The sequence below is a fragment of the Breznakibacter xylanolyticus genome (genome assembly GCF_003254275.1).
Lineage (GTDB): Bacteria > Bacteroidota > Bacteroidia > Bacteroidales > Marinilabiliaceae > Breznakibacter > Breznakibacter xylanolyticus.
Map to the genome: position 1 here is coordinate 79564 of NZ_QKZK01000015.1, position 19781 is coordinate 99344.

The following is a 19781-nucleotide window of genomic DNA, read 5'->3' on the forward strand; positions in this document are numbered from 1 at the left end:
TGGGGATTCATGGGATTGATTATTTTTGAGCAAAGTTAACATTCGTCAACAAATCAGCAGCCGGTTTTTCTCTTTCCGGATCCCGATCTCTTCGGCTGTTCGATGGAATCATCTTGTCATTAAAACAGTACATCTATGAAAAAATTATGGGTTCCCCTTGTTTTCTTATCCATTTTGGTGGGATGCTCCCGTCCCTCGCAGGTGGACGTGCTTAGCCCCAACGGGCAAATGAAAGTTTCGGTATCGCTGGGCGATAGCGGCATGGTGCATTACTCGGTGCTTTATGGCAATGACTCCGTGTTGTTGCCCTCGCGTCTGGGCATCGTCATGGCCGACGAGGACTTTAGCCGCAATCTCTCATGGCAGGGGGTGAGTGAGCCCGTGGAGGTGACCGACCGGTATGAACTGCTCACCGGCAAGCAAGCGCAGGTGACTTACCAGGCCAACGAGCAGGTGGTGACTCTTCACAGCAGTTCGGGCAAGGTGATGGAAGTGGTGTTTCGTGTTTCCAACAATGCCGTGGCTTTCCGCTATCGGTTCCCGCAGGCGGACGACGTGTCGGTGGTGCGATCCATTGTCGATGAGCTCACCTCGTTTCACTTCCCCGACAGCACCAAAAGCTGGCTGCAGCCCATGTCTGAGGCCAAAACCGGATGGTGCCAAACCAACAACTCTTACGAGGAGCATTACGTGATGGAGGTGGCGCCCGGAACGCCCGCTCCCCTCAAGGCCGGATGGATTTACCCGGCGTTGTTCAACTCGGGCGACGTTTGGACGCTCATCTCCGAAACCGATCTGCATCGCACCTATTGCGGAACCCGACTGGTGGATGCGGGTGCCAACACCTTTAAAGTGGGATTCCCCGACCCGCGCGAAGCTTTCACCAATGGCGGCGTCAACCCGCAGTCGGTTTTGCCCTGGCAGTCGCCCTGGCGCATCATGGCTGTGGGAAACCTCGGCAACATCGTCGAGTCAACCCTGGGCACCGACCTGGCCGCTCCGGCCATCGATAAGGATTTCTCGTTTGTGAAACCCGGTATTGCCTCGTGGAGCTGGGCCATCCTGAAAGATAACTCGGTGAACTACGACACTCAAAAACGCTTCATTGACTTTGCGGCCGACATGCATTGGGCCTATTGCCTGGTCGATGTCAACTGGGATCGCAACATCGGCTACGATAAAATGAAGGAGCTGGCCGATTACGCGGCATCCAAAAATGTGGGGCTCATTCTCTGGTACAACTCTTCGGGCGATTGGAATTCGACCGAGTACACGCCCAAAAGCATGTTGCTCACCCGCGAGGCTCGCCGTGCTGAGTTCGAACGCATTCGCCAAATGGGCATCAAAGGCATCAAAGTCGACTTTTTTGGCGGCGATGGCCAGTCGATGATTCAATATTATCACGATATTTTCGAAGATGCGGCCGATCATCAGTTGATGGTCAATTGCCACGGAGCCACGCTGTCGCGCGGATGGCAGCGCACTTATCCCAACCTGGTCACCATCGAGGCCATCAAGGGGTTTGAGTTCATCACCTTTGAGCAGCAAAATGCCGATCTGGCGCCTTCGCACTGTGCTTTGCTTCCCTTCACCCGAAACGTGTTCGACCCCATGGATTTCACCCCCATGAACCTCTCGTCCATTCCCGGCATCAATCGTCGCACGACCTATGGTTTTGAACTGGCCTTGCCCGTGCTCTTCACCAGTGGCGTGCAGCACATGGCCGAAACTCCTGACGGTTTGGCCGGAGTGCCCGACTTTGTGAAGTCATTCTTGCAGAATCTTCCAACGCGCTGGAACGCCTCCCGATTTATCGATGGCTATCCCGGCAAATACGTGGTGATGGCGCGCCAGGCCGACAACGGCTGGTATGTGGTGGCCATCAACGGCGAAAACTCGCCTCGCCAACTTTCGGTCGATGCCTCCTTTGCGGCTCCTGCCGGCACGCTCATCACCGATGGTTCTGAAGCCGATTCGTTTGTCAGTCGTGACGTCAATCAACGCATCGACATCGAATTGAAACCTTATGGCGGCTTTGTGGCCTTTTATCCCAATGTGAATTGATTTGTAGTTTAATTAGTTTGTAAATGGAAAAGCCGTCTCCCTGGTGGGGACGGCTTTTTTGAATGTCTCATGTGTGCGGGATTACGAAAAGAGCAGCTTGAAGGCTTCTTCAATTTTGCCCACTTGCAGGACTTCAATTTTCGATTTCTTAAAGTCAATCCCTTTGTTGAGCTTGGGGATGATGATGCGCTGAAAGCCCAGCTTGGCGGCTTCGCCAATGCGTTGTTCAATGCGGGTGACGGGGCGTATCTCGCCCGACAGACCCACTTCGCCTGCCAGGCAGGTGCCGGGGGTGATGGCAATGTCGATGTTCGATGAGAGGATGGCGCAGGTCACACCCAGGTCGATGGCCGGATCGTTCACTTTGAGCCCTCCTGCAACGTTGAAGAACACATCTTTGGCCGAGAGTTTGAATCCGGCACGTTTCTCGAGCACGGCCAGCAGCATGTTGAGCCGTCGCAGGTCGAACCCGGTGGCCGAGCGTTGGGGATTGCCGTACACGGCTGTGCTTACCAATGCCTGCACTTCGATCATCAGCGGGCGCAATCCTTCCACGGCCGAGGCAATGGCCACGCCGCTCAGTGCTTCGTCGTGCTGAGCCAGCAACAGCTCCGACGGGTTGGTGACTTCGCGTAACCCGCTGCCCTGCATCTCAAAAATGCCCAGCTCGGCTGTGGAGCCAAACCGGTTTTTGATGGAACGTAAGATGCGGTACATGTGGTTGCGGTCGCCTTCAAATTGCAGCACCACGTCCACCATGTGCTCCAGGACTTTAGGGCCGGCAATGCTCCCTTCTTTGTTGATGTGGCCGATGAGCAGCACGGGCAGGTTTTTCTCTTTGGCCACTTTCAGTAATATGGCCGTCGATTCGCGTATTTGCGACACGCTGCCAGGTGTCGATTCAATGTAATCGGTCTCCAGTGTTTGAATGGAGTCGATGACCAGCAGGTCGGGCCGGGTGTTTTCGATGTGTGCCAGGATGCGTTCCACCAGCACTTCGCTCACAATGTAACAGGTGTCGGTGCCCCCGGGCAGGATGCGTTCGGCACGGAGTTTAATCTGCTGCGGGCTCTCTTCGCCCGATACGTAAAGGATTTTTTGGGTCTGAAGCATCAGGGCGGTTTGCAGTACCAGGGTCGATTTGCCAATGCCGGGTTCGCCGCCAATGAGCACCATGGAGCCGGGAACCAGCCCGCCGCCCAGCACGCGGTTTAGTTCGCCGTTTTGGGTGTCGATGCGCGGCAAATCTACCAGCGACACCTGCGACACCGGCATGGGGCGGTTGTTGCCCGTGCTGTCCAATACCAGGCCTTTGCGAAGGGTGGTTTTGTCCTGCTTCACGGCCACCTCTTCCTGATAGGTGTTCCACCCCCCGCACGAAAAACATTTGCCAATCCATTTGGGTGATTCGGCGCCACAGGCAGTGCACACAAACACGGTTTTGCTTTTGGCCATTGTCAGTGGGTCTCCTTAATTTTTTTCACCAGGTTGGTGGTCGAGAAGCCTTCCACCAGGTCGACGGTCTCGACCGTACCGCCGCGTCCGGTCACGATGTCGTATCCCACAATCTCTTCGGGCTTGTAGTCGCTGCCTTTTACCAGCACGTCGGGCTGAATGGCTTTGATGAGGTCGTAGGGGGTTTCTTCGTCAAACAACACCACCAGGTCGATGAACGAAAATGCGGCCAGCAGGAATGCCCGCGACTGTTCGTCCACCAATGGGCGCAAGGGGCCTTTGAGGCGACTCACCGACGCATCGGTGTTGAGGCCGAGCACCAGCTTCGTGCCTTTGTTGGCCGCCAGCGACAGGTATTCCACGTGGCCACGGTGCACCAGGTCGAAGCAGCCATTGGAGAAGACGATTTTTTCGCCCGCCTTTTGCCATTGCGCCACTTGCTGTTGCGCCTGCTGGCGGGTCACTATTTTTGATTGTATTTGCTCGTAGTGGTTCATGGGTTGATCATGTTGCCCTCTTTTCATTTCCCAGTGAGGAGAGCAGGGCTGTTTTGTTTGGATTTCTCTATCGCAATTCGATATTCTTTCTTCTACACTTCTACACTTCTACACTTCTACACTTCTTCCCTTAGGCACTTTGCAACTTTGCGACTCTTAACTTAAAAAAAGATGTCACCTTCCTCCGTGGCCGGGGCTTCGTCTATTTCGCCCTCGTTGGCCGACACCTGGTGCGAATCGCTGCAGGTGAGGTCAATGTTGAAGTCGGCCGGGCGTTCAAATGTGTCGTCTTCGGTGATTTTGATTGCTTTGTTGCCGTATACGCCTTTCATGTAAAGTCCCCAAATTGGTAATGCCATGTTGGCTCCCTGCCCCAGATTGAGTCGGTCAAAGTGGATGTCGCGGTCTTCGCCACCCACCCATACGCCTGTCACCAGGTTGGGGGTCACCCCAATGAACCAACCGTCGGAGTGGTTTTGGGTGGTGCCGGTTTTGCCGCCTATTTCGCCGCGAAGGCCATATTTTGCTCCCCGCAAGCGCATCCCGGTTCCCTGGTTGATAACTCCTTGCAGCAGATTGAGCATGAGGAAGGCCGAGGTCTCGCTGATGGCTTCCCGACGGCGCGGGTGGAAGTCGGCCACTACGGTGCCGAATTTATCCACAATGCGGGTCACCATGATGGGCTCGGTGTACACGCCTTTGTTGGCAAAGGTGCAGTACGAGGCTGTCATTTCCATCAGCGACAGTTCGGGGGTTCCCAGGCACAATGCGTAAACGGCATCCATGTGGCTTTTCACGCCAAGGGTGTGAATCATGTTGGCCACGGCTTGGGGGTTGTATTGTTTCATCACCCAGGCAGTGATGTTGTTGTTGGAGTTGGCCAGTCCCCATTTCAAAGATACCATCTCCCCTTCGCGCGCGTCGGAGGAATTCTTGGGTGTCCAGCTGCCTCCTTCGGGCAGTGTGAAGGTTTGGGGAACGTTGGGCACAAGGTCGCAGGGCGAGTGTCCTTCCTGCATGGCCAGGGTGTAAACAAACGGTTTGATGGTTGATCCCACTTGCCGCTTGCCTAACGACACCATGTCGTATTTAAAATGTTTGTAATTCGGTCCGCCCACGTAAGCTTTGATGTGCCCCGACAGTGGGTCGATGGAGAGCATGCTTGCCCGCAAGAAAAATTTGTAGTATAAGATGGAGTCGCGGGGGGTCATCACTGTGTCTTTGTCGCCTTTCCATGAGAATACTTTCATGGGCACCGGGGTGTTAAACACTTTGTTGATGCTGTCTTTGTTGGCGCCACTTTCCTTCAGATGGCGATAACGCTCGGTGTTGCGCATCGCATGATGAATGATGTTGTCGTATTGTTCGGGTGTCAGGCGAAAGGTGAATGGCGGGCGACGGGCTGTTTTTTTATCTTCATAAAAAGCGTCTTGCAGTTCACCCCCCAAATGTTGGGTCATGGCTCGCTCGGCATATTGCTGCATGCGCGAGTCAATGGTGGTGTATATTTTAAGTCCGTCGCGATAGATGTCATATTTGGTTCCGTCTGATTTCAGGTTCTTGTTAATCCATCCGTAAAGGGGGTTGTTGACCCATTCCACACTGTCTTCTTCATATTTGTGAATGAGATAACTGGGGTAACGTTCGCGTTTGGGTTCACTGGCCGACATGATTAATCGGATGTGTTCCCTAAAGTAAGGTGCCAGACCTTCGATGTGATCCATGCGTTTAAACGCCAATCCAAGCGGAAGGGCGCACAGTGAGTCGAACTCTGCACGGGTCAGGTGACCGGCTTTCATCATTTGACCCATTACCACATTTCTTCGTTGGACTGTCAACTCGGGTCGACGAACGGGATTGTATAATGCAGGATTCTTCAACATCCCGATCAATACCGCGGCATGTTCGATTTTGATGGAGTCGGGTGTGGTGTTGAAAAAAGTCTTCGTGGCTGATTTAATCCCGAAGGCATCATATATAAATGGGACTTTATTGAGGTACATCGTCAGGATTTCCTCTTTGGTATAGCTCCGTTCCAGTTTAATGGCAATGATCCATTCTTTGAGTTTTTGACTGCCGCGCTCCCAAATGTTGGAGGCACGATCGTGAAACAGCAGTTTGGCCAGCTGCTGGGTGATGGTGCTGCCCCCTCCTGCATTTTTGTCGCCCATTAAAATGGTTCTGAAAAACACCCGACCCAAACCACGGGCATCGACTCCCGAGTGACTGTGAAATCTGGCATCTTCTGTGGCAACAAGGGCATTGATCAGATGGGGCGACAGCTCTTCATAATCTGAATAGCTTCGGTTTTCCTCATAAAATGTTCCTAAAACTTGTTGATCGGCCGAAATGATTTCGGTGGCCAGGTTGCTTTTGGGATTTTCAAGTTCTTCAAATGAGGGCATAAAGCCGAGGGCTCCCACTGATAAGAGGAAGAAAAACAGCAAAACCAACAGCAGCATGCCGCTAAATAGACCCCAGAAAAGGGCTATCCTTTTGTCGATGGGGCGTTGAATGAATTTCATTGGCAATATTTTTAATCAATTATCAAGGTTAAGACGGTTGTTTAGAATTCATCATTAATTTATCAAAGGATGTTTGTTGACACGGCAGAACGCCACCTGGACACGGCCTTTTAGAGGGTGAGTTGAGCTGTGTTGTTCTTGGAGCATTCCGCTTTTTCGGCAACGAAATGTGAGCCGTAAAAATAGTAAATTTAATCACCTGCTCGGGTCGACGCCTGATTTCATCAAATGTTTTATTGACATGGTCGGAATTATTTTTTTATTTTTGACCGCTAAATCAATTAACGAGCATTGCGCGCAAAGATATTCTGATGGCTAAAAAACAAACTGATGCCCTTACAAACCTGGTGATTGTCGAGTCGCCTGCCAAAGCTAAAACCATTGAAAAATTCTTGGGGAGCGATTTTGTGGTGAAATCCAGTTATGGTCATATCCGTGATTTGGCCAAAGCGGATTTTGGCATCGACATCAAAAATAATTATCAGCCTCAGTATGTGGTCTCCGACGACAAAAAGGAGGTGGTGCGTGAACTCAAAAGTTTGGCCGCAAACGCACAAACGGTTTGGCTCGCTTCCGATGAGGATCGTGAGGGAGAAGCCATTGCATGGCATCTTTTCGAAGAGCTTAATTTGAAGGATAATTCTACGCGTCGCATTGTCTTTCATGAAATTACGAAAGATGCCATCCTCAAAGCGGTACAACATCCGCGTGCGATTGATAAGCACTTGGTCGATGCCCAGCAAGCCCGGCGTGTGCTCGACCGATTGGTCGGATTTGAGTTGTCTCCAGTGCTTTGGAAAAAAGTGAAACCAAGCCTCTCTGCAGGTCGGGTTCAGTCCGTTGCGGTTCGTTTGTTGGTGGAGCGTGAACGTGAAATCTTTCATTTTGAATCCAAAGATAGCTACCGTGTTGCCGCCGTGTTTACCGTTGCCGAGTCCAAAGGAAAGGTTCAGGTTATCAAGGCCGAATTGTCGCGTCGTTTTGAAACACTTGAGCAAACACGTGAATTTCTTCAGCATTGTGTCAATGCCTCGTTTCTTGTTGATAATGTTGAGAAAAAACCGGCTACCAAATCTCCGGCTCCACCTTTTACCACTTCAACCTTGCAGCAGGAAGCCGCTCGTAAGCTCGGCTTCTCTGTGAGTCAAACCATGTCAGTGGCTCAAAAACTCTATGAAGCCGGGAAAATCACCTATATGCGTACCGACTCGGTGAATCTCTCTGATGTGGCCATTGCTTCGGCTGCCTCTGTCATTCGTTCGCAAATGGGTGAGAAATATCATTATACACGCCAATTTAAAACCAAAGCCAAAGGGGCTCAAGAAGCTCACGAAGCCATTCGTCCGACTTATCTGCAGGACGAAACTATTGTCGGCTCTTCTGCTGAGCAGCGGTTATATGAGCTGATTTGGAAACGAACCATCGCCTCTCAAATGGCCGATGCTCAGCTTGAACGGACGGTCATCTCTATTAGTGTTCAAGGGAAGTCTGAACAGTTTGTTGCAACCGGTGAAGTGATTCGGTTTGATGGTTTCCTTAAAGTATATATCGAATCCAACGACCATGACAAAGAAGGCGATGACGAACAGTCCCTTTTATTGCCTCCGGTCGAGAAGAATCAAGTGCTCACCCTTTCTGAAGCTGAAGCTCGGCAGCGCTGGAATCAAAAACCTGCCAGGTACACTGAAGCCAGCTTGGTGCGTAAGCTCGAAGAATTAGGAATTGGGCGACCATCTACTTATGCGCCCACCATTTCTACCATTCAACAGCGCGGTTATGTGGTGAAGGAAGAGCGTCCTGGTGTGGAGCGGAAGTATCAGCATCTCCTGTTGAAAAATGGCCAGGTGCTCCACTCCGAAAAAATTGAAATTTCAGGTGCCGAAAAAAATAAATTGTTCCCGACCGACATTGGCATTGTTGTGAATGACTTTTTGGTCAAATACTTTCAAAAAGTCATGGATTTTGACTTTACTGCCAATGTCGAAAAGGAGTTTGATGAAATTGCTGAAGGAAAATTGGTTTGGCAAAAGGTGATTGATCGTTTCTATAAACCTTTTCATTTACAGGTTGAAGAAACCATCGAAAAGTCCGAACGCAATACCGGTGAACGTATTTTGGGAAATGATCCCGAAAGCGGAAAAGTTGTGTTGGTAAAAATTGGGCGTTTTGGCCCGATGGCTCAAATTGGGGAAAGTGATCCTGATTCAGAGGAAAAACCTCGATTTGCCAGCCTTCGTACCGGGCAACACATCGAAACCATTTCTCTTGACGAGGCTTTGGATTTATTCCGATTGCCCCGAGATTTGGGCGAGTTTGAATCGTATAAAGTCGTGGTGGCCATTGGGCGTTTTGGTCCTTATGTGCGTCACAATGGTAAATTCGTTTCTATCAAAAAGGGCGACGATCCTTATGAAATTTCATTGGAACGTGCCATTCAACTCATTTTAGATAAACGTGAAGAGGACAATAACAAACTGATTCGCGCGTTTGATGATGAACCTGAGCTGAAAATTTTGAACGGTCGATGGGGACCTTACATTTCTTTCAATGGAGGGAATTACAAAATCCCTAAAAATACTGATGCAGCTACGTTGAGTAAAGACGATTGCATGAAGTTGATTGAAAGTCAGCCTGCTCCCAAAAAATCTGGGCGTTTTAGTAAGACTGCAAAGGCGGCGGTGTCAAAATCTGATGTAGCCACGTCAAAAAAGGTTGCGCAAAAAAAAACGACGACTAAAAAAACAACCACTAAATCAGGCGCTAAGTCTGCAAAAAAATCTTGATGTTCCATGCATAATCAATTGAAGCATTTCTTTCAGCCTGTAAAGGTGAGGCCTTGGAGGCTTTTACCGGAGCAGGATGCAGTCGTTTCTTCGATTGTTAGGCTTCATGATTTGGAGCATCTTCAGATTGCTGACTTTCAAGTAGCAATTGCCGGCATCGACGAATCTGTTAATTCATGTAACAATCTGGGTTGCAGGCTAACACCCCAGCTTATTCGTCCTTATTTATACGGATTGCGACGAAACAGTCGTTCGGTAAGGATTCTCGAGCTTGGTAATGTGTTGGGGAACTCAATTATAGATAAGTATGTTGCCATGCGGGAGGTTGCTCGTTATTTCTCTGAGTTACAAATCCCGTTGATTGTTATTGGTGGTAGTCAGGATTTTACAATTCCATTGTATGTTGGCATGCAATCAGTGTTACCTGATGCTCATTTATGTGTAGTGGATGCTTTAATGGATGATGGTGGTTCGGATGAAGCATTGGCCAATAATTTTTTGATGTCATTGCGGAACTCTAATGCTGTTTTTCCCGATCATGTTTCGCTTGTTGCAACTCAAAAATATCTTGTTGGCAATACTCAAGATGAAATTATTGCCGACAATGGCATGAAGGTTCTTCGATTGGGCGATTTGCGCGGCGATGGGATTCATCTGGTTGAACCTGTATTACGCGATACACACTGTGTCAGTTTCGATGTTTCTGCCATTGCACATGCAGATATGCCGGGGCAGGCAATACCCATGCCAAATGGTCTTTCTGCTCATCAGGCTTGTCAGATTGGCTGGTATGCCGGTTTAAGTGATCAAATGCGTGTTTTTGGTCTTTTTGAACTGACAGCCGAAACCGATGTCACAGGGTCTTCTGTCATCTTGGCTGCTCAGATCTTTTGGCATGTAATCGAAGGCATCGCTTTTCGTTATGGAGATTACCCGATGCGTAGTTTGGATAGTTATGCCAATTTCCATGTTTGCCAGGATGAAATCGGTCTTGACATCCAATTTTTCTGTAACCCCACTAATAATCGATGGTGGGTGGAGTTAAAAAATGATGACTGCGCTCGTGTTATTGCTTGCTCTGAAGCTGATTATAAGAATTTTTGCGAAGGCAGTGTGCCTGAGCAATGGTGGGTCGTGCTTCGGTCAATGGATTGTTCTTCTGTTGAAAATCAGTTTTGATATATTGAAAAACACTAATTCTTGAAACCTTTGGGGACTTTTGGCAGTAAAAAATTAATGTTCTTTTTGCGGTTGAATTATTTTTTTTTGAACCAATTGTTTCATAGTTTTAACAATGGCTTTAAAAAGAATAAAATCATTATTCGACCATTATTTGACGGAAGCTGTGGTGCACTAACATTTTTTGTATTATTTTGCAATACATTTGTTCTCGTGTCGCAACAGACTTCATTGAGTAGTCAATATAGGTTTAATGAATTGTCATTGAATCCAGCTTATGCCGGTAGTAGCGAATTGGTTAATTTAGTCGCTGGTAGCCGACAACAGTGGGTTGGTGTCAGTGGTGGACCAAAAACAACGGTTTTTGGAGCCGATTTTCCGATAAACTTTTTGGGGAATGAAGCAGGTTTGGGCATTGTTTTTTCAAATGATCAAATCGGCTTTTTCAACGAAATTGCAATCAACCTGATGGGGAGTGCAATCTTTCGTCTTCAAGATGGGATGTTAAATGCAGGGGTAAGCATGGGGGTGATCAATCATGTTTTGAAGCCGGAGTGGTATCTGGGCGATAAATATGGGTTGTCCGATTTTCATTCAAATCAGGATGGATTAATGGTTTCTTCTGAATTATCTGGAAATGCTTTCGATTTGGGGATTGGTGTCTTTTATCAAACCCATAATTGGCATGCCGGATTTTCTGTTTTGCACCTCTTTAATCCGCAACCTGATTTTGATGACAATTATTTTCACTATTTTCGCAGAACTTTTTATGCAACCGGTGGATATGAGTTTGCGATACCTGACAGACCAATTGTATTGAAACCTTCAGTGCTTCTAATGTCTGATGTCGCATCTTATCAAGGTGAAATTGATATGACTGCTACCTTTAAAAAGCGGTACTGGGGTGGTTTGGGGTATCGTTTTCAGGATGCTGTAATTGTTTTGTTAGGAATAGAAATGAAAAATGGACTGAAAATCGGTTACAGTTATGATATTCCGGCTTCTCAATTTGCTGCTAATTATGGCGGTTCGCACGAGATTATGGTAGGTTATCAGTTTGATTTAAGAATTGATAAAAAAGGAAAAAGTTACAAAAGTGTCAGATTTTTATAGTTTTGAGATTTGAATAATTCAGATACACACAGAATATGAAGAAAGTACTTGCCCTGTTTAGTATGGCGCTCCTGATTCTCAGCAGTTGTTCAAAGTCTGGGAACGGAGAGCTGGTAGGAGCTCCGGCATTAGGATCTTTTTATGAGCCGGATCCTTACGGTATGTTGTTTATCCCTTCCGGGAGCTTCAACATGGGACCTAACGACCAAGATGTTTCCTGGGCTTTGACCTCACAAACCAAAACGGTTTCAATGCGTTCTTTCTGGATGGATGAGACCGAAATTACCAACAGTGAGTATCGCCAATTTGTCTATTGGGTTCGTGATTCAATTGCTCGTCGACTATTGGGCGATCAGTTTGAAGAGTTTTTAATTACTGAAGATCAGTTTGGGAATGAATTGAATCCGCCTATCTTGGATTGGAGTGCTGATTTAGATTGGACCAATGAGGAGTATGCTGAAATCCTTGATGAAATGTTCCTTCCTGAAAATGAGAGATTTTTTCGTCGTAAGGAGATTGATTCTCGTAAGTTAATGTACGATTACGAATGGGTTGATTTGATGCAAGCTGCAAAAAAATCTAATCGATATAACTTCGAAACAAAAAAGTACGAAGGAACTGTCATTGGTTTAGATGGTAAAGAAAAGGCGATTGCCGATCGTTCTGCCTTTATTATGAAGGATCGCGTGAATGTATATCCTGATACGCTTTGTTGGATTGCTGATTTCACCTATTCATTTAACGAACCTTGGACACAAATGTATTTTTGGCATCCTGGTTTTGACGAATATCCCGTTGTAGGTGTAAATTGGAAGCAGGCTTCAGCATTTTGTGTCTGGAGAACTCAATTGCTCAATAATTTCTTGTTGTCGAAAGGTCAACCTTGGGTAATGGATTATCGTTTACCTACTGAAGCTGAATGGGAATATGCTTCAAGAGGCGGTTTGGACAATGGCATGTACCCATGGGGAGGGTATTATACCCGTAACGATAGAGGTTGCTTCCTTGCGAACTTCAAGCCTTTACGAGGTCGTTATGGTGATGATGGAGGAATGAATACGGTTGCCGTGGCAACATATCAACCAAATGATTTTGGTCTCTATGATATGGCTGGTAATGTTGCTGAATGGACTTCAGGATCTTTTGATGAGTCTTCTTACAGTTTTACTCATGATTTTAATCCCACATATAAGTATAATGCTTTACCCGATGATCCTACCGTGATGAAGCGTAAAGTAATTCGAGGTGGATCTTGGAAAGACGTTGCGTATTTCCTTCAAACTGGTACGCGTACTTATGAATACCAGGATTCATCAAAATCTTATGTTGGCTTTAGATGTGTGCGTGATTATATTGGAGATTGATAAATATTCTTAATCTATAATTATTTTTTTGAAGTAAATCTTAAAAATTCAGGTCATATGAGTCTTACAGAATTGGTAGAAAGCCCCGGGTATAAAAAATTAATGGCAAAAGTTTATGGTTGGGGTGCAGCCGTCGTTTTAGCAGGAGCATTATTTAAAATTCAACACTATCCAGGTGCTGGCCCGATGTTGGTAATTGGGATGGGTGTCGAAATCATTATTTTCTTCTTATCTGCTTTTGAACCTCCCCATCAAATGCCCGATTGGAGTTTGGTTTACCCAGAACTTGTTGGTCTTGAGCCTAAAGAGTCTCATCATGCAGGTGGCGTTAAATCAGGAGTGAGTCATGGTGGTGGCGGAAGTGATTTAGCTGCTTTAATTGAAAGTGGGCATTTAGAACCTGCTGTTGTAGAAAAGTTAGCTGAGGGAATTAAAAAACTTTCTAATACAACATCACAACTTTCTGATTTGACAGATGCTTCTTTAGTTACTGATTCTTACTTGAAGAATCTGAAACAGGCATCTGAGTCTGTTGGTAATTTGACTTCTACTCAGACTAAATCAGTCAAGTTGCTTGAGGATTCAGCTTCGCAACTCGCTAAGTCTTATGATTCAACAGCTCAGGCTATAACTCAGAGTGGTTCTCGTTTGGCAGACGACTTAAATGCTTCAGGCAAAAAATTTGTAGAAGAATTGAATCGTTCTACTGAAGCGATGAGTGGTTCTTATACACGTTTGACTCAAGCTATGAGCCAGGAAATAGACCGTGTTTCCAATAGTAGTAAATCATATGCTGAGCAAATGGATGGTATGAATAAGAATTTATCTTCAATCAACTCGATGTATGAATTACAATTAAAAAATAATTCAGCACAGTTTGAGGTTGCTAATTCCATGATTAAAGGCATGAATGATGTGAAAGAGCAATTGTTGCAGTCGGTTAACGAAACGAAACAATATAAAGAACAGGTTTCAAAGCTGAGTCAGTCTATTGGTGAGTTAAATACCATATATGGCAATATGCTGAGTGCAATGAATGCAGGGACTAGATAACTATTTTCAAACTCAAAAAAATCTTAACTTATGAGTGGAGGAAACTGTCCCGAAACCCCGAGGCAAAAGATGATCGGTATGATGTATCTTTTCCTTACGGCTATGTTGGCTTTAAATGTTTCGGGTGAATTATTGAAAGCTTTCGAGTTGGTTGATAAAAGCATACAACAATCTGTTAGTACTGTTGAAAAGAAGTGTGGTATTTTATATGGCGATTTGCAAAATGCCGCTGTTGTAAATCCTCGAGCCACACAATCGTGGGAAAATGCTCAGAAAATTCGTGTTGCAGCAGATGAATTGGTAAAACAAATAAATGATCTTAAACTGTACATGGTTCAGAAAGTGAGTGATGATCCTAATGCCACACCTGATAATTACACAGGGGCTGATAATCAGGATATTGCGGCTCAGGTGATGATTGTTGAGCAGGGTGGAGATCGTTCAAAACAACTTAAAGCCAAGATCAATGAGCTAAAGGATATGTTGTTGGGGTATATTGAAACTGACAGCGTACTCAGGAGTAATGTCTCCGCAATGCTAAGCACCTCTGATCCAACTGCTAAAGAGGGTATTCAAAGATCATGGGAAAGTGAAAAATTTGAACATTTACCAATGTCTGCTTCTTTGGCATTGATGAGCAAATTAACGAGTGATGTACGTAATGCTGAGGCTGATGTATTGCGGTATTTGCTATCAAAGAATGATGAAGGGACGTTTAAATTTAATAAAATTGAGCCTTTGGTCATTGCTAACTCTAAGGTTGTAATTAGAGGCGGTGAATTTTTGGCTCAAGTGATGGTCGCTGCATCTGATTCTACTGCAGATACTAAAATTAAGGTTAATGGTTCTGATATTCCTGTTGAGAAAGGTATTGGTTTGTTGCGGGTACCTGCAAGTTCAACAGGGAAAAAGCCTATTAATGCTGAAATTCAACTTTTTGGTCCCGACGGAACCCCTAAGACTTACACGGTAAAAAGTGAATATGAAGTAATTGACCCAATGGTTGTCATATCCCCCACTAAGATGAATGTGTTTTACGAGGGGGTTGAAAATCCTGTAACAATATCAGCTCCGGGAGCCAATTCTAATCAGTTGTCTATATCAATGACAAATGCTACCTTTACAAAAAAAGGAGATGGTTATATGGTTCGGGTTAAACCAGGAACGGCTGGTGGAAAGTCCACAATATCAGTATCTGCTGATATTGATGGGAAAAAACGTAACCTGGGAAGTATGGATTTTCGTATTAAGCGTATTCCGGCTCCTATTGCTAAAGTAGCTGGTAAGTCAGAAGGTAAGATATCAAAGAGTTTACTATTAGAGCAAACAGGTGTTTTCGCTGAAATGGAAGATTTTGATTTCGAATTAGAATACAATGTGACTAGATTTGTTGTTTCAGCAGTTAAGAATGGTTACAGTGTGGATGAACCGTCAACAAATAACCGTTTCACGCCAGCTCAGAAAGAATTGATTAGAAGCTTAGGTCGTGGATCGAAAGTTTTTATAACTGAGATTCGCGCTGTTGGACCCGATAAAGTTTCAAAGGCTTTAGGGGGTATTTCCTTAACATTGGATTGAAAAATATAATACATGCATACCATGAAAAAGGTGTTCTTCATAATGGCAATGGGTTTGATGATGGTATCATTGTCAGGTCAGGCGCAAGGTGTTCAAGAGCGTGATACAACTGAATCACAGCGATTGAATGGTTTGTTTGAAAAGAATCACGTTAAAAATAATCGCCCCATTCCATTTCCATATATCCGTGAAGCAGATGTTTTGTGGGCTAAGAAGGTATGGCGTATTGTTGATTTGCGTGAAAGAATCAATTTGCCGCTATATTATCCAATTCAGCGTATGGATGATCGATTTAGTTTGATAAATTTGATTATGCATGGTGTTGAATCTAAGGGGTTAACAGCTTTTTCAACCAAAACAAATGATGAATTTCAAACGATCATGTCTTTTGATCAATTGAAGTATGAGATGGGTGCTGTCAGAGATACTCATGAGGTTCAAAATGTTGTGACAGGTTTGTTTGAAAAAAAGGTTATCGAGGGAGAAATGAAACCCGATGAGATTAAGCAGTTGCTTGTTAAGGAGATCTGGTTTTTCGATCGCAATTATTCTCGCTTAGATGTACGAATTTTAGGAATTTGTCCCATCAGAGAATTTGTTGAATCCGACGGCACTAATGATCAGGTAAAGAAGAAACAAGTTTGCTGGATTTATTTTAATGAAGCAAGGGATCTTTTTGCCAGTCATGAGGTTTTTAATCCGAAGAATGATGCTCAAAGACGAACATTTGATGATATTTTTGCCAAACGATATTTTAATTCGTATATCGTGAAAGAAGCAAACGTATATAATAATCGTCAAATAGATCAATATGCTCAGGGCTTAGATGCTATGTTGGAGTCACAACGGATAAAAAATGAAATTGCCACTTTTGAACATGATTTGTGGGAATTTTAATAGTGTAGATATTAATAAAAAAAGGAAGGTTTAAGCCTTCCTTTTTTTTGTTTCTTTTTATTGATTTTATTTTACAAGAGTTCTGTTTTTACATCTGTAACAAACTGTCGAATTTGTTGTTCGTTTTGTTTGGGACAAATGAGTAGTGCTTCTTCCGATTCGACAACAATATAATTTTCTAGTCCCTGAATGACTGCAATTTTGTTTTCCGGCAAGTGAACCACAGTATCCTTAGACTGGTACAATAAGACTTTCCCGCTTACTATGGCGTTGTTGTTATGATCTTTTTGTGAATGTTCAAACAAACTTGTCCAGGTACCTAAATCCGACCAGCCGAAGTTTACTGTTTGCACGTAGACATTATGTGCCTTTTCCATTATGCCATAGTCAATAGAGATGCTGTTACATGTAAGAAAAGTGTCGCTAAGTATTTTATTCTCATCGGGTGTGTTGATTGCGAGAGAATAGTTTTCAAAGAGATCATGCATGTCAGGTAGGAATTTTTGAAATGCATCTTGAATAGAATTTAAAGACCAAATAAAAATACCTGAATTCCAAAAGAACTCACCACTTTCAAAAAACACTTTGGCCAATTCTAGGTTCGGTTTTTCAGTAAATGTTTTAACAGGATGAAAATTTACCGGATTATCTTGGTTGTCATGAGTAATTTGGATGTATCCATAACCTGTTTCTGGGCGGTGAGGTTTAATACCTAAAGTGAGTAAAGCTTTTTCTTTTTCGACGAATTTTAGTCCGTCTGAGATGTTATGTCTAAAGACGTCTTCATTGGTAATTAAATGATCAGATGGAGCTACAATAATTAGAGCATTCGGGTTTTTTCTTTTAATATGCGCATTTGCAAAAGCGATGCAAGGGGCCGTGTTGCGGCGAGTTGGTTCGGTAAGAATTTGTTGGGGAGACAAATTCGGGAGCTGATCCAGGACTGTTTGTTTATATTCTATATTTGTGACGACATAAAAGTTCTCCTGCGGGCACAAAGGGAGGATGCGTTCGTAGGTTTGCTGAATAAGCGTTTTGCCTGTACCTAAGATATCGAGAAATTGTTTAGGTCTGTTTTCTTTACTTAGCGGCCAAAATCGACTGCCGATACCGCCAGCCATAATCACACAGAAGGTATTTTGTGTTGCCATAATTATTTGTAGGTATTTGTTTCTTTAATATATGAAAGAATGCGCTAAATTAGCAGCTATTTCTATTTATTCAACAGTATGAGTGTGTTTTTCCACATAGGGCGATATTCATTGTTTGTAAGACAGATCTTTGATAAACCAGAGAAACATGGGATTTTTGCTCGTTTGTTTTTGCGGGATGTAGAAAGTTTGGGTTTAAAGTCAATTGGAATAGTGGCTATAATTTCGGTGTTTATGGGAGCTGTCATTACCTGGCAAACATCATTGAATATTTTTAGTCCTTTAATCCCTCGATTTACAGTCGGTTTGGTTGCCCGTGATTCCATTATATTAGAATTCTCATCGACCATTGTCTGTTTAATATTGGCTGGGCGTGTTGGCTCGAATATTGCTTCAGAGATAGGTACGATGAGAGTTACTGAACAGATTGATGCTCTTGATATCATGGGGATCAACTCTGTTAATTATCTAGTTTTACCCAAAGTACTTGCGTGTGTTTTTATTTTTCCTTTTTTAGTTGTGATGAGTATGGGGATCGGATTGTTAGGAGGGTGGCTTGCCGGATTACTAACCGGGTTGGTGCCTTCTGATGATTTTATTTATGGGATTCAATATATATTTAATCCTTTCTACGTGGTTTATTCATTGATTAAGTCTGTCATTTTTGCATTTATTATCTCCACTGTTTCTGCATATTGGGGTTACTTCTCTTCAGGTGGTGCCTTGGAAGTTGGCGTAGCAAGTACTAAAGCAGTTGTGGTAAGTAGTATTCAGATTTTGCTTTTTAACCTGTTGATTACTCAATTATTGTTAACATGATCGAGATTGTTGGATTAAGGAAATCATTTGAAGGTCGGATTGTATTGGATGATATTAGTGCGAGTTTTGAAAAAGGTAAAACAAATTTAATTATCGGTCAGAGTGGCTCTGGTAAAACAGTTTTGATTAAATCGATAGTGGGGCTACATCAAATTGATGATGGTGCAATTTTGTATGATGGAAGAAATTTTATAGGGATGAATTCATTGGAGCGAAAAAACATCCGGAAGGAAATCGGGATGTTATTCCAGGGATCAGCGTTGTTTGATTATATGACAGTGGAAGAAAATGTACGATTCCCATTGGATATGTTTTCAAATATGAGTTTGTCTGAAAAAGATGAACGGGTCAATTTTTGTTTGAAGAGGGTTAATTTAGAAAATGCAAATCAACGTTATCCTTCTGAGATTAGTGGCGGTATGCAAAAGCGGGTTGCGATTGCTCGTGCCATTTCTTTAAATCCGCGTTATTTGATTTGTGACGAACCAAATTCAGGTCTTGATCCACGAACATCTATTGTAATTGATGAATTGATCCGGGAGATTACCACCGAATATGACATTACCACCATTGTGAATACACATGATATGAATTCGGTGATGGGAATTGGTGAAAAGATTATATTCTTACATGAGGGAGTGAAGCATTGGGAAGGAACCAAGGATGAAATTTTTGATTCAGACAATGAAGTTTTGAATGATTTCGTTTTTGCTTCGGAACTATTTAAGAAGATACGGCGGGTGCATTCTCTAGCGAAATGCTAATGCAAATAAGGAATTCAAAGAATTGATTATCGCTATTCCAGTTTCCTCTCTCTCGTAACCCCCACGTGCTAAGCCTGAAAACACTATTTAAGCATTTCTTTAGCCAGAAACAGCCCGAATGATTTGGAAAAGCAAAAAAATAGCCGTTGTTTTGCATCCGCTTTCAACGGGAAGCCTGCCGACAAGGGATGATGAAAAGGCCGAATAAGGTGACAAAACACCGAAAAACGCCGACCGAAAAAACTTTGAAAAAAGATTTGGAAGTTAGAAAATAAATCCTTTATCTTTGCAGCCGCAAAAACGGTCACGACGCTCGAACGAGAGCGACACACAGCCGGAAGACGAAACCATTGAAATACTGATTTTTTTCACTTTTGACCATCGACCTTCACCGGTTTCGGTCACGAAAAAAAAAAGAAAAAACATTTGGAAGTTCAAAAATAAAGTCTTTATCTTTGCAGCCCGCTTGGGAAGCCAAGCAAAGCGAAAGCAACAAGAAACGATCTTTGAAAATATTGGGAAGTACCTAAATACAAGGT

Annotated in this window: 15 protein-coding genes; 11 read left to right on the forward strand and 4 right to left on the reverse strand. The window is 44.3% G+C overall.

What is annotated here, in order from left to right; all coding sequences use genetic code 11:
- Window positions 1-135 precede the first annotated feature (135 nt).
- The gene (locus LX69_RS10385; RefSeq protein WP_111445957.1) at window positions 136-2064 is read left to right on the forward strand and encodes a glycoside hydrolase family 97 protein; all 1929 of its coding nucleotides are present in this window, start codon (window positions 136-138) and stop codon (window positions 2062-2064) included.
- 81 nt (window positions 2065-2145) lie between these two features.
- Here the strand turns inward: LX69_RS10385 and radA are convergent, their stop codons facing one another.
- The 3 genes from radA to LX69_RS10400 form a co-directional block, all read right to left on the reverse strand.
- Window positions 2146-3519, reverse strand: a complete 1374-nt coding sequence (gene radA, locus LX69_RS10390) for a DNA repair protein RadA (protein ID WP_111445958.1) — start codon at window positions 3517-3519, stop codon at window positions 2146-2148.
- A 2-nt stretch (window positions 3520-3521) separates the two neighbouring features.
- Window positions 3522-4016, reverse strand: coding sequence for a D-glycero-beta-D-manno-heptose 1-phosphate adenylyltransferase (rfaE2, locus tag LX69_RS10395; protein ID WP_111445959.1), 495 nt, complete (start codon window positions 4014-4016; stop codon window positions 3522-3524).
- A 161-nt stretch (window positions 4017-4177) separates the two neighbouring features.
- Window positions 4178-6541 carry a transglycosylase domain-containing protein gene (locus LX69_RS10400; protein ID WP_111445960.1) on the reverse strand — a complete coding sequence of 788 codons (2364 nt, stop codon included), beginning with the start codon at window positions 6539-6541 and terminating at the stop codon, window positions 4178-4180.
- Between the two features lie 311 nt (window positions 6542-6852).
- Between LX69_RS10400 and topA the strand changes: the two genes are divergently transcribed.
- From topA to porN, 7 genes are read left to right on the forward strand one after another with little or no spacing between them, the layout of a single operon-like run.
- The gene (gene topA, locus LX69_RS10405) at window positions 6853-9324 is read left to right on the forward strand and encodes a type I DNA topoisomerase (RefSeq protein WP_111445961.1); all 2472 of its coding nucleotides are present in this window, start codon (window positions 6853-6855) and stop codon (window positions 9322-9324) included.
- Between the two features lie 6 nt (window positions 9325-9330).
- Window positions 9331-10503: an arginase family protein gene (locus LX69_RS10410; protein ID WP_111445962.1), complete on the forward strand. Its 1173-nt coding sequence runs from the start codon at window positions 9331-9333 to the stop codon at window positions 10501-10503.
- Between the two features lie 21 nt (window positions 10504-10524).
- Window positions 10525-11616: a PorP/SprF family type IX secretion system membrane protein gene (locus LX69_RS10415; protein ID WP_146260710.1), complete on the forward strand. Its 1092-nt coding sequence runs from the start codon at window positions 10525-10527 to the stop codon at window positions 11614-11616.
- A 35-nt stretch (window positions 11617-11651) separates the two neighbouring features.
- A complete protein-coding gene (porK, locus tag LX69_RS10420) occupies window positions 11652-12980 on the forward strand; it encodes a T9SS ring complex lipoprotein PorK/GldK (RefSeq protein WP_111445964.1) in 1329 nt (442 codons plus the stop codon).
- 57 nt (window positions 12981-13037) lie between these two features.
- Window positions 13038-14033 (forward strand): type IX secretion system motor protein PorL/GldL, encoded by a 996-nt coding sequence (gene porL, locus LX69_RS10425; RefSeq protein ID WP_111445965.1) that lies wholly within the window; start codon window positions 13038-13040, stop codon window positions 14031-14033.
- Between the two features lie 30 nt (window positions 14034-14063).
- Window positions 14064-15611: a type IX secretion system motor protein PorM/GldM gene (gene porM / locus LX69_RS10430; RefSeq protein WP_111445966.1), complete on the forward strand. Its 1548-nt coding sequence runs from the start codon at window positions 14064-14066 to the stop codon at window positions 15609-15611.
- 21 nt (window positions 15612-15632) lie between these two features.
- A complete protein-coding gene (gene porN / locus LX69_RS10435) occupies window positions 15633-16508 on the forward strand; it encodes a type IX secretion system ring subunit PorN/GldN (RefSeq protein ID WP_170124328.1) in 876 nt (291 codons plus the stop codon).
- Between the two features lie 71 nt (window positions 16509-16579).
- On the opposite strand, the gene LX69_RS10440 is transcribed toward porN, so the two are convergent.
- Entirely contained in the window at window positions 16580-17659 is a 1080-nt protein-coding gene (locus LX69_RS10440) for a mannose-1-phosphate guanylyltransferase (RefSeq protein ID WP_111445968.1), read from the reverse strand.
- A 78-nt stretch (window positions 17660-17737) separates the two neighbouring features.
- Here LX69_RS10440 and LX69_RS10445 point away from each other — a divergent pair, with 78 nt between their 5' ends.
- The 3 genes from LX69_RS10445 to LX69_RS17980 form a co-directional block, all read left to right on the forward strand.
- A complete protein-coding gene (locus tag LX69_RS10445) occupies window positions 17738-18478 on the forward strand; it encodes an MlaE family ABC transporter permease (RefSeq protein WP_111445969.1) in 741 nt (246 codons plus the stop codon).
- Window positions 18475-19242, forward strand: a complete 768-nt coding sequence (locus LX69_RS10450; RefSeq protein WP_111445970.1) for an ABC transporter ATP-binding protein — start codon at window positions 18475-18477, stop codon at window positions 19240-19242. Before LX69_RS10445 ends, LX69_RS10450 begins: the two co-directional genes overlap by 4 nt.
- A gap of 286 nt (window positions 19243-19528) precedes the next feature.
- The coding region (locus LX69_RS17980) for a hypothetical protein (RefSeq protein WP_221621338.1) at window positions 19529-19781 on the forward strand (253 nt) is incomplete at its 3' end.